At 62.7% G+C, this 10,683-nt stretch carries 10 protein-coding genes; 6 read left to right on the forward strand and 4 right to left on the reverse strand.

All coding sequences use genetic code 11. The features are described from left to right. Positions 1-71: 71 nt before the first annotated feature. Positions 72-917: a branched-chain amino acid aminotransferase gene (locus V7Z56_RS03700; RefSeq protein WP_334128005.1), complete on the forward strand. Its 846-nt coding sequence runs from the start codon at positions 72-74 to the stop codon at positions 915-917. Positions 918-945: 28 nt separating this feature from the next. Here the strand turns inward: V7Z56_RS03700 and V7Z56_RS03705 are convergent, their stop codons facing one another. Next, positions 946-2,535 carry a lysine--tRNA ligase gene (locus tag V7Z56_RS03705; protein WP_334128006.1) on the reverse strand — a complete coding sequence of 530 codons (1,590 nt, stop codon included), beginning with the start codon at positions 2,533-2,535 and terminating at the stop codon, positions 946-948. Between the two features lie 107 nt (positions 2,536-2,642). Here V7Z56_RS03705 and V7Z56_RS03710 point away from each other — a divergent pair, with 107 nt between their 5' ends. The 4 genes from V7Z56_RS03710 to V7Z56_RS03725 all read left to right on the forward strand — a co-directional run bounded on the left by V7Z56_RS03710 (position 2,643) and on the right by V7Z56_RS03725 (position 7,407). Continuing rightward, entirely contained in the window at positions 2,643-5,429 is a 2,787-nt protein-coding gene (locus V7Z56_RS03710) for an ATP-dependent DNA helicase (protein WP_334128007.1), read from the forward strand. Positions 5,430-5,476: 47 nt separating this feature from the next. Further along, complete coding sequence (locus V7Z56_RS03715) at positions 5,477-5,884, forward strand: tellurite resistance TerB family protein (protein ID WP_334128008.1); 408 nt, start codon at positions 5,477-5,479, stop codon at positions 5,882-5,884. Positions 5,885-5,970: 86 nt separating this feature from the next. Continuing rightward, positions 5,971-6,516, forward strand: a complete 546-nt coding sequence (locus V7Z56_RS03720) for an NAD(P)-binding domain-containing protein (protein WP_334128009.1) — start codon at positions 5,971-5,973, stop codon at positions 6,514-6,516. An 87-nt stretch (positions 6,517-6,603) separates the two neighbouring features. Beyond that, a complete protein-coding gene (locus V7Z56_RS03725; RefSeq protein ID WP_334128010.1) occupies positions 6,604-7,407 on the forward strand; it encodes a sterol desaturase family protein in 804 nt (267 codons plus the stop codon). Position 7,408: 1 nt separating this feature from the next. Here the strand turns inward: V7Z56_RS03725 and V7Z56_RS03730 are convergent, their stop codons facing one another. After that, on the reverse strand, positions 7,409-8,365 hold the full coding sequence (locus V7Z56_RS03730; protein WP_334128011.1) for a CHAD domain-containing protein: 957 nt from the start codon (positions 8,363-8,365) through the stop codon (positions 7,409-7,411). 86 nt (positions 8,366-8,451) lie between these two features. On the opposite strand from V7Z56_RS03730, the gene V7Z56_RS03735 reads away from it, so the two are divergent. Next, entirely contained in the window at positions 8,452-9,282 is an 831-nt protein-coding gene (locus V7Z56_RS03735; RefSeq protein WP_334128012.1) for an FAS1-like dehydratase domain-containing protein, read from the forward strand. 81 nt (positions 9,283-9,363) lie between these two features. Here V7Z56_RS03735 and V7Z56_RS03740 read toward each other — a convergent pair whose 3' ends face one another. Next, positions 9,364-9,936: a copper chaperone PCu(A)C gene (locus V7Z56_RS03740; RefSeq protein ID WP_334128013.1), complete on the reverse strand. Its 573-nt coding sequence runs from the start codon at positions 9,934-9,936 to the stop codon at positions 9,364-9,366. 23 nt (positions 9,937-9,959) lie between these two features. Further along, on the reverse strand, positions 9,960-10,574 hold the full coding sequence (locus V7Z56_RS03745; protein WP_334128014.1) for an SCO family protein: 615 nt from the start codon (positions 10,572-10,574) through the stop codon (positions 9,960-9,962). Positions 10,575-10,683: the final 109 nt, after the last annotated feature.

Here is a 10,683-nt window from a genome sequence, read left to right on the forward strand (position 1 = left end):
GGGTTGCCCGCGCCGCGCAATCTCTGCTAGAGATCAGGTGAAGGAGAATCTGATCACGAGGAGGATCAACCATGGCAGGCGTTTTTTTCTACGATGGCAAATGGTATGACGAGAGCCCGCGCATTACCGGGCCGATGGACCATGCCTTCTGGATGGCCTCCACCGTGTTTGACGGGGCGCGCGCCTTTCAGGGCATGGCGCCCGACCTTGACCGGCACTGCGCCCGGCTCGGCCGCTCGGCCCGGGCGCTTGGCCTGACGCCAACGCTGGAGACGGACGAAGTCATCGAGCTTTGCAAGGAAGCGGTGCGCAAGCTGCCGAAAGAATCGGAGCTTTACATTCGCCCGATGTATTTTGCGCGCGGCGGCTTCATTGATGCGGAGGCCGACAGCGCCGAGTTTATCCTCGCCGTCTATGACAGCCCGATGCCGGAGGCGGGCGGCTTCTCCGCCCATTTCGCCAAGGAACGCCGCCCGGCCCGAAATATGGCGCCGACAGACGCCAAGGCGTCCTGCCTCTATCCCAATTCCGGGCGCGCCGTTGCCGCCGCGCGAAACGCCGGGTTTGACAATGCCATCCTGATGGACGCCAACGACAATGTCGCGGAGTTTGCCACCTCCAACCTCTGGATCGTCCGCGATGGCGTCGCGCAGACCCCGGCGGCGAACGGCTGCTTCCTCGCCGGCATCACGCGCGAGCGGGTGAAAAGCCTCGCTGATGCAGCCGGGATCAAGGTCGAGGAAATCGCCATGACGCGCGAGGATGTCATGGGCGCGGACGAGATTTTCAACAGCGGCAACTATGGCAAGATCATGCCGCTGACCCGCATCGAGGAGCGCGAATTGCAGCCCGGCCCCATCGCCGCAAAGCTGCGCAAGATGTATATGGATTTCTCCCGCGACAGCCAGCTTTTCTAGGCTTACCGCTTTGAGCTGCCGGCGCGGATTAGTCCGCGCCGAGATCCTCACCCGCCAGCACCCGTTCGATCAGGGCGATAGTCTCCTCGACGCCGTAAAGCGCGATGAAGGAGCCCATGCGCGGCCCCTGCGACTGACCGAGCAGCGTCTCATAGAGCGCCTTGAACCAGTCACGGAGGTTCTCGAACTCATTCTCGTTGCCGACCTTGAAGACCTCATTCTGGATATCGGTCGCATCGGCGCCATCGGGCAGCGCTTTCAGCAGATCCACAAGCTGGAGAAGCGCCGCCCGCTCCTTCTCCGTCGGCAGGCGATACTGCTTCGTCGGCTTCACGAAATCGCGGTAATAGGCGATGGCGTAGCCAACGAGCTTGTCAAGCTCGGGATTGCTTTCGGGCGTTGCGCCCTTCGCATAGCGCGAGATAAAGCCCCAGAGTACCGACGGCTCCTCGGCATTTACGACAGCGGCGAGATTGAGCAGGATGCCGAAGGTGATCGGCAGCCCTTCGGACGGCGGATTGCCGTTATGGATATGCCAGACCGGGTTGGCATATTGCTGCTTCGCCTCCTGCGCCGGGAATTTTTCCAAAAACGAGAAATATTCATCGACCGCCTTCGGGATCACGTCGAAATGCAGCCGCTTTGCCTTCCGCGGGTTCTGATACATGTAAAGCGACAGGCTCTCGGGCGAGGCGTAAGTCAGCCATTCCTCGATGGAAAGGCCGTTGCCCTTGGATTTGGAAATCTTCTTGCCGTCCTGATCGAGGAAGAGTTCGTAGTTGAACCCCTCCGGCGGCTGCTTGCCGAGGATGCGGACAATCTTGCTCGACAGGGTCACGCTGTCGATGAGGTCCTTGCCCGCCATTTCATAATCCACATCGAGCGCATGCCAGCGCATCGCCCAGTCGGCCTTCCACTGCAGCTTGCAATGCCCGCCAGTGACGGGAACGGTCACTTCTTCGCCGGTTTCGGGATCATTGTAGGTGATGGTGGCGGCGGCTTCGTCGCGGCGGATCACCGGCACCTGCAGCACGACGCCGGTGCGCGGGCAGATCGGCAGGAAGGGCGAATAGGTCGCCTGCCGCTCCGCCCCGAGCGTCGGCAGGATGACATTGATGATGGCGTCATAATGCGTGAGGACCAGCCGCAGCGTCTCATCGAACATCCCCGATTTGTAGCATTCCGTCGCCGAGCGGAATTCATACTCGAAGCCGAACTGGTCGAGGAAGGCCTGAAGCCGCGCGTTGTTATGCGCGCCGAAGCTCGGATGCGTGCCGAAGGGGTCCGGCACCTCGGTCAGCGGCTTGTTGAGATTGGCCGCGAGCAGCGCCTGGTTCGGCACATTGTCCGGCACCTTGCGAAGCCCGTCCATATCATCGGAAAAGGCTATCAGCCGCGTCGGGATATCGGAGAGGAGATGAAAGGCGTTGCGCACCATCGTCGTGCGCGCGACCTCGCCGAAGGTGCCGATATGCGGCAGGCCGGAGGGGCCATAACCGGTCTCGAACAGCACATAGCCTTTCGCGGGCGCGGCTTTCGCATACCGGTCGACAAGCTTTTTTGCCTCGACAAATGCCCAGGAGTTGCTCGATAGTGCGATTTCCGCGTCCGGTGACATGGGGTAGCCTCATTGGATATTTAGTGCGATAGAAAGCGCGGAATGTAGGCTCACAAACAGGTGGCGTCAACGATGGCAGCGCAAGATTCGCCTGTAAACGGGAAATAATGAACGGAAGACGCGACATAGGCGCCGCAAATGGCGAGATCAGGCTGCCCGACGCCCCGGTGCTGGTGTTGTCGGCGCTGCAAGGCCACTGGCTGACGCCGGACGGCGAGATGCTGGCGACCTCGCTCGAGGAGACCGCCATCCGCGCCGCGCAGGCGCCGCCGCTGCTGGTCCACCGCCTGAACTCGGCCAGCCGGCTCGGGATCAATCCGTTTCCGGCCTTCGACCTTCTGGAGCTCTACGCCTTCGTCCACCCGGCGCGCGCCGCCCTGCCGACCGTGCGCGGCATTGCGCGCGCGCTTGATCTCGCGATTCCTGCATCGCCGGACGAGCAGACGCTGCTGCTGTTCGAGGTGGCGAATTCCCTTTTATCGACATTAACCGGTTTAAGCGCAAAAGAGAGAAGAAAAGCCGCGCCGATCGCCATAACGATGAGCGCCGCGGGCTGGAACTGGGGGCCGTTCGTTCTCGCGGCGCTTGGCGATTTTACGTCGGAGGCGGGGCGCTTCGGTGGCATGGATAGCTGGCGCGATCTCGCAGAATGGCCCGATTACGCCCCCGAGCCGCCGCCTGATGATATCGCCGTCAGCGAGCTTGAGGCGCGCGAGCGGCTGAAGGAGATGCTGGGCCGCGGCTCCGAGGCCCGGCCGCAACAGTCCGACTACGCCGCCGCCGCGTCGCACGCCTTTGCGCCGCGCAATCAGGTGGAGGCGCCCAATCTCGTCCTCGCCGAGGCGGGCACGGGCACGGGCAAGACGCTCGGTTATATCGCGCCCGCGAGCCTCTGGGCGGAGAAGAACGGCGCCGCCGTCTGGATCTCGACTTACACGAAAAATCTCCAGCGCCAGATCGACAATGAGCTGGACCGGCTCTATCTTGATCCGCGGGAGAAGGCGGAGAAGGCGGTTGTCCGCAAAGGGCGGGAGAATTATCTCTGCCTGCTCAATTTCGAGGAGGCGTTGCAGGGCGGCGCGGCGGCGCGGGGGGATCAGATTTTCCTCGGCCTCGTCGCCCGCTGGGTGGCGGCGACGCGCGACGGGGATATGGTGGGCGGCGATTTCCCAAGCTGGCTTGCCGGGCTTGTCGGGCGCGCCAACCCGTCGCGGCTTGCCGACCGGCGCGGCGAATGCATCTATTCCGCCTGCCCGCATTACCGCAAATGCTTTATCGAAAAATCAGCGCGCAAAGCGCGCAAAGCCGACCTCGTCATCGCCAACCATGCGCTTGTCATGATCAACGCCGCCGCGCGCCCCGATGATCCGAACCTTCCCAAGCGCTTTGTCTTTGATGAGGGGCATCATCTCTTCGATGCGGCGGACAGCGCCTTCTCCGCACAGCTCACGGGGTTTGAGACGGCCGAGCTCCGCCGCTGGGTCGCCGGCAGCGATACGGGCCGCAAAAGCCGGATGCGCGGCCTTGAAAACCGCATCAGCGACCTGCTCGGCGAGGATGAGGCGGGATATGAGGCGCTGCAGGAGGCGATGCAGGCGGCGCGGAAACTGCCGGGAGAGGGCTGGCGCGAGCGGGTGCGCGGCGGCGGCGGCCAGGGCCCGATGGAGGAGTTTCTCATTCATCTGCGCACCCAGGTGCTGGCCCGCTGCCAGCAGCCGGACAGCCCTTACTCCATCGAATGCGGCGCGGAGGATCCGGTGCCGGGGCTGCCGGAGGCGGCGAGCAAACTTGAGGCGGCGCTCGCCCGCCTTGCCGCGCCGCTGACGCAGCTTGCCAGGCTGCTGGCGGAGCGGCTCGACAGCGAGGCGGAAGAGCTCGACAGCGCGACGCGGCTTCGCATCGATGCCGCCGTGCAGGGCCTGACCCGGCGCGTCGCCATGGGCATCGCGCCGTGGCGAGCGATGCTGAAGGAGATCGCCGCGCCGACGCCGGAGGGGTTCGTTGACTGGTTCGGCATCGAGCGCATCGCGGGGCGCGAGATTGACCTCGGCTACTACCGCAGCCATATCGATCCGACCCTGCCCTTTGCCGAGACGCTGCTGAAATCCGCCCACGGCGCGGTCATCACCTCGGCAACGCTCCGCGACAGCTACGATGATGCGGAAAGCTGGCAGACGGCGGATATGCGCACGGGGGCGCATCATTTGATCCTGCCGCCGCGGCGCGCGCATTTCTCCTCCCCCTTCGATTTCGCGAACCAGACCCGCGTGATTGTCGTGACCGACGTGCGCCGCGATCATATGAAGGAAGTCTCGGCCGCCTGTCGCGAGCTGTTTCTTGCCAGCGGCGGCGGTGCGCTCGGGCTTTTCACCGCGATCTGGCGCCTGCGCGCCGTGCATGAGAATATCCGCGCGCCGCTCGCTGCGGCCGGATATGATGTCTATGCGCAGCATCAGGATGCGCTCGATACCGCGACGCTCGTCGATATTTTCCGCGAGGAGGAAAACTCTATCCTGCTCGGCACCGATGCGGTGCGCGACGGCGTTGACGTGCCAGGCCGCTCGCTCCGCCTGCTCGTTTTCGATCGCACGCCCTGGCCGCGCCCCGATATCAAGCACCGCGCCCGCAAAAAGGCCTTCGGCAGCAGCAAATATGATGACAAGCTGACCCGCTTCAAGCTGAAGCAGGCCTACGGGCGGCTGCTGCGGCGCGAGAGCGATTTCGGCGTGTTCGTGATGCTCGACAGCATGCTCCCCTCCCGCCTCGCCTCCGCCTTCCCGCCCGAGGTGGAAATCCACCGCCTCGGCCTCCGGGACGCGATTGCGATGACCCGCAACTTCATTGCCGAGAAAGAACGGGCGCTGATAAAAATATCATTGGATAAACGGGACTGATGCCCATATCCTTGACCGATCGTTAACCAGACCGGAGATACTGTCGTATGACGCTTAATCTGCATACCGCGCTCATTTCAACCATGGTGATCGTCTCGGCGGCGGACCGCGAAATGACGGATCGGGAGCTGTTCACCATCGGCGAGATCGTCCGTACCCTGCCGGTCTTCAACGGATATGACGATGAACATCTGCCGGGCGATGCAGCGGCCTGCGTCGATATGCTGAACGGCGACCATGCGCTCGACCAGATCATCGCCAAGATCCGCGCGGTGCTGCCCAAGAAGGTCTATGACACCGCCTATGCGCTCGCCTGCGATGTTGCCGTCTCGGACGGGCAGCTCAGCCAGGAGGAGCTCCGCATCCTCGAAATTCTCCGCCACGGCTTCGATGTCGACCGGCTGACGGCGGCGGCGATCGAACGCGGCGCGGCGGTCCGCTACGTCCGGGTCTGAGGCGGCGCGCCTTCCTTAACTAACAATTTGCCAAATAACCGCTATCCGCTAATATTCCTTTAGCTAACAAAAGATAAGGAAAATGGATGGCAAGTCTAACAGGGGTATCCGTCGGCTTTCTCGGCCTCGGTGATGTGGGGAGGCCGGTGTTGCGGCGGCTCATTGCGCGCGGCGCTGACGTTTATGCAAGCAGCCGCTCGCCGGCGTTGCGCTATAAAATGGCGCGCGATGCGGCGCATCTTTACAAGACGCCGGGCGAAGTCTGCGCGCATATCGGCAACGGCGTGATTTTCGTGATGCTGTCAAAGGAAGCGCTGATCGATGCCTTCATGGAGGGGAAGGACGGCGTCCTTGCCAATATCGCCCCCGGCACCCTCATCGTCGATCTCGGCCAGACCTCGGACGCCACGACGGCGAAATTCGCCCGCGCGGTTCGCGAAAAAGGCGCTCACTGGCTCGCCGCGCCGGCGCTTGGCGACGAGCAGGCCGCGACCGAGGGCCGCCTCGCCGTTGCGGCACGGGGGGAGCGCGCCGATTTCGATCGCGCCCTGCCGCTGCTTCAGGAGATCGCCCGCGAAATCGGCTATGACGGCGCCATTGGCGACGCTGCCGCAGCGCAAGGCGGGCGCTAGCTATCACGCGGGGGCGGGAGCGGCGCGCAAGCGGGCGCTGGCCCCCGCGCCGCCCCTGCCGCCTTTTAGCGAAGAAAATATCGGACGATGCTTGAGATAGTCACTGCTCACGAGCCGGCAGTCCGCCTCGGCGCCTTTATCGGGGTCGCGGTGCTGGTCGGCCTCTGGCAGACGCTCGCGCCCCGCCGGCCGGCGCGGAGTTCCGTGCTGTGGCGCTGGAGCAATAACTTCGCCATCACTCTTCTCAATACCCTAATGCTGCGCCTGCTGTTCCCGCTGCTTGCCGTCGGGCTCGCGGCGATCGCGGCGGAGCGCGGCTGGGGCCTTCTCAACATCATCGATATCCCGTTTCCGCTCGCCCTCCTTGTCGCGCTCATCGTGCAGGACCTTGTGATCTATGCGCAGCATGTGATGTTCCATCACGTCGGCCTGTTCTGGCGCTTTCACAAGATGCATCATGCCGATATCGATTTTGACCTGTCGACCGGCGTGCGCTTTCACCCGGTCGAGATTGCGCTATCGATGCTGATCAAGCTCGCCGTTGTGCTCCTGCTCGGGCCGCCCGTGGTCGCGGTGATCCTGTTCGAGGTGATATTGAGCTCGCTCGCGCTCTTCAATCATGCCAATGCCGGCCTGCCGCCCCGGCTTGACCGGATCATCCGCAAAATCATCGTGACGCCCGACATGCACCGCGTCCATCATTCGGTCATCCGGGCGGAGCATGACAGCAATTTCGGCTTCAATCTCGCCTGCTGGGATTATCTGTTCCGTACGTATCGGGCCGCGCCGGAGGCGGGCCATGAGGGTATGACGATCGGCCTCGACGCCTATCAGGAGAACCGCCGCCAGAGCCTCCTCTGGATGCTGCTGCTGCCGTTCCGGCGCGGCTGATTCAGGACCGCGGCAGGAGATCATCCGCGCCGAGGGTATATGTCTCATAGCGGCGCCAGAGCGCGAGGAAGGCCGCGTAATTTTCCGCCGCATGGTCGCTCGCATCCGCATAGACATGGGCGTTGAAGCGCAGCGTCTCGGCGAAGCAGTCGGAGCGGATCGACGCGCTCAGCCGGCCGAGAATGACGATGCCTTCCTTCACGTCATTGATCAGGCCGAGATAATCCTGCATCGGGATCAGCAGGGCGAAACCTTCGGCGATCTTGTCCTCGCGGAACAGGCTTGCAAAAAAGCGTAAATGATAGCGCGATCGCTTCACATATTTGCGAAGGTCATGCAGTTCGCCGACCGAGAGCGCCCCGACATCCGCACCGCGATTGAGCAGCTCGATATTCCCCTCCTCGATCACCTTGAGGGCGAAGGGCGCAATGGGCTCACGGAGCAGCGCCCGCCCCGAGCGGCCAAGCTTGTCCGACCAGTCGCTCGCCAGCCATTTGTCGAAGGACTTTGCGAAATGCTCGAAATGGCCGCCCGCAATCTCATGGGTGATCAGGTCATATTCGCGCGCCCGCGTCGCCTCGCCGGCGCGGAGCAGCTCGCGCGAGACCTTCCGGAATGCCGGCTTCTCCGTATCCGGCCGCAGCACGCCGTTCAGAAAAACGTCCATGTTGCGCGCCTCACCCAAAAGATCGCCGAAATAGCGGCATTCGCGGTTGAAGGTGCTGCGCACCCCTTTCGGAATGACGGCGCGGAAGATTTGCAGCGCGACCCGCATTCGCCGCATGCCGATGCGCATCTGCATCAGCGCCATCGCATCCCCCGTCTCGCGGAAGCGGTGGAAATTTACATTGAGATGCGCCGTGCAGCCGGCGAAGACGGTTTTCGCCGCCGTCTCCACATCCATGGATCCGTCGAGCGGGATGATTGAGAGTTTCTGGACGCGGGCAGTGGACGGCATGGCATACTCTGACTGGAAAAATTCTCCATTCCAGACGAACATATGCTAATCAGATCAACAACGCAAAAAAACCTAGAGACTAGCGAATGACAAAAATAGAAGACTGGATCGGAAAACAGGAAACACGCTCGGAACGCATTCACCAGCAGTCGCTGAACGGCTTCGCCGCCCTGATGGACGAGGCGGGGCCGACCTCGGACGTGGTGCCGCCGGGCGGCCACTGGATGTATTTCCTGCCGACCGACCGGCAATCGCGCATCGCCGCTGACGGCCACGGCATGAAGGGCGATTTCCTCCCCCCCGTCGCGCTGCCGCGCCGCATGTGGGCGGGCGGGCGCCTGACCTTTCACGCACCGCTTCGCGCCGGCGAGATGGCGACGAAAATCTCCACCATCAAAAACGTCACGGAAAAGACGGGGCGGACCGGCAGCCTCGTTTTTGTCACGGTCGAGCATCTCCTGAAGAATGAGGCCGGCCTTTGCATCACCGAGGAGCATGATATCGTCTACCGCGAGGCGGCAAGCGCCGACGGCGGGGCGAAGAAAGAGCCGCAGCCCGCCCCGGCGGATGCGGCATGGGAGACGACGGTGACGCCCGATCCCGTCCTGCTGTTCCGCTATTCGGCGCTCACCTTCAACGGCCACCGCATCCATTACGACCGCGACTACTGCCTGAAGGAGGAAGGCTATCCGGGGCTTGTGGTGCATGGGCCGCTGCAGGGCACGCTGCTGATGCGGCTCGCGGTTGAGAAGATGGGCGGGCGGGATTTGAAAGAATTCCACTTCCGCAACTTCAGCCCGATCTTTGACACCGCGCCCTTCACGCTCGCCGGCCGGCCCGACGGGGCGGATGGCTGCACCGTCTGGGTGCGCGGCCCGAACGGCGAGCTCGCGGTCGAGGCGACGGCCCGCTTCTGATACGCGTCACGGCAGAGATACCGGCGCATAAAAAAAAAGGGACCCAAAGCGGTCCCTTTTTGATGCGTGCGGTGCGGCGTCTCAATGTTTGTGCGTATGACCGGCGCTCTCGCCGTCCTTGTGGTCGTGGTTGTGGTCGTGGCTGTGACCATCGCTGTCACCGTGCCCCTCGCAGTCGCCTGCCGCCCCCATGGCGCCCGCTTCTTTGATCTCGACCGTCACCTCGATCTTGCCGGCATGGGCAAATTCGAGCGTCAGCGGAAAGCTTTTGCCTTTTTCCAGCGTCTCTTTCAGGCCCATCAACATAATGTGATATCCGCCCGGCTTCATCTCGATCTTCGCGCCGGCGGGAATTTCGACGCCCTCAACCTCGAACATCTTCATCACGCCGTCTTTCTCGGCGACGTTATGAATTTCCACCTTCTCGGCAACCGGGCTGGAGGCGGCGACGAGCATATCGGCCTCAGTCCCGTTGTTATGGATCGCGACAAAGGCGCCGCCCATCTTGATGCTGGCCGGCCGCTCCCGCGACCACGCATCGCTGACCGTGATTCCCTGCTTTGCCGGCGAATGGGCAACCGAAGGTCCAGCGACCAGCATCACCGCCAGCACACCCATCGTCAGGGCGGCAGACAGGCGCTTCACAATTTTCATTCTCTCCTCCTTAACCTGTTACTTTATAGATTTTCGCGAATTTTGCGTGTCATCTCCTCCGGCGTGACGCCAAAGGAAAAGACCGTGATCAACTCCCCGTCGCGCCCCATCAGATAGGTGTAGGCGCTGTGATCGACGAGATAATATTCCTTATCCTGCTCATCGCGCTTTTGCGCATAGACGCGGTATTTCTTCATCACCTCGCCGATCTCTTCGGGCGTGCCCGTGAGGCCGACGACGGAGGGGTGGAAGGCTTCCACAAACTCGGCCATCAGCGGCACCGTGTCGCGCTCGGGATCAACCGTGATAAAGAGCGGCACAACCTCCGCCGCATCCTCGCCTAGCGCCTCCATCGCGACCGAGATTGTCTGCAGTTCCGTCGGGCAGACATCCGGGCAATGGGTGAAGCCGAAAAAGACGAGCGCGAGCTTGCCCTTGTAATCCTCATCCGTCACTCGCACTCCCTCATGGTTGAGCAGGGAGAAGGAGCCGCCGATCTGCGGCACGCCGACAACGAGGGTTGATCTGCTGCCGCCCTCTTTGCCCGGCGTCGGCAGCGCCCCGGCCATCCAGAGGCCGATTGCGGCCGCGCCCGCGAGCAGAAACACAACGATGAGAACAGTAAAAACCTTATTCATTGCCTATCCGTCCGATATATCGGGCTTTTCACATACAAACTGCCATGGATAGACTGCGCCCGTCCCGCCGACAAGTATTATCAGAAAGATGCGACAATGTGGCACATTT

It is taken from the genome of Sneathiella sp. (assembly GCF_036844445.1).
In the GTDB taxonomy this organism is placed as follows: domain Bacteria; phylum Pseudomonadota; class Alphaproteobacteria; order Sneathiellales; family Sneathiellaceae; genus Sneathiella.

Excerpts from the sequence above, each read along its gene's own strand:
- V7Z56_RS03735 (WP_334128012.1), top strand. The coding sequence starts at position 8,452 with ATGACAAAAATAGAAGACTGGATCGGAAAACAGGAAACACGCTCGGAA.
- V7Z56_RS03710 (WP_334128007.1), top strand. The coding sequence starts at position 2,643 with ATGAACGGAAGACGCGACATAGGCGCCGCAAATGGCGAGATCAGGCTG.
- V7Z56_RS03700 (WP_334128005.1), top strand. The coding sequence starts at position 72 with ATGGCAGGCGTTTTTTTCTACGATGGCAAATGGTATGACGAGAGCCCG.
- V7Z56_RS03740 (WP_334128013.1), bottom strand. The coding sequence starts at position 9,936 with ATGAAAATTGTGAAGCGCCTGTCTGCCGCCCTGACGATGGGTGTGCTG.
- V7Z56_RS03725 (WP_334128010.1), top strand. The coding sequence starts at position 6,604 with ATGCTTGAGATAGTCACTGCTCACGAGCCGGCAGTCCGCCTCGGCGCC.
- V7Z56_RS03715 (WP_334128008.1), top strand. The coding sequence starts at position 5,477 with ATGACGCTTAATCTGCATACCGCGCTCATTTCAACCATGGTGATCGTC.
- V7Z56_RS03745 (WP_334128014.1), bottom strand. The coding sequence starts at position 10,574 with ATGAATAAGGTTTTTACTGTTCTCATCGTTGTGTTTCTGCTCGCGGGC.
- V7Z56_RS03705 (WP_334128006.1), bottom strand. The coding sequence starts at position 2,535 with ATGTCACCGGACGCGGAAATCGCACTATCGAGCAACTCCTGGGCATTT.
- V7Z56_RS03720 (WP_334128009.1), top strand. The coding sequence starts at position 5,971 with ATGGCAAGTCTAACAGGGGTATCCGTCGGCTTTCTCGGCCTCGGTGAT.
- V7Z56_RS03730 (WP_334128011.1), bottom strand. The coding sequence starts at position 8,365 with ATGCCGTCCACTGCCCGCGTCCAGAAACTCTCAATCATCCCGCTCGAC.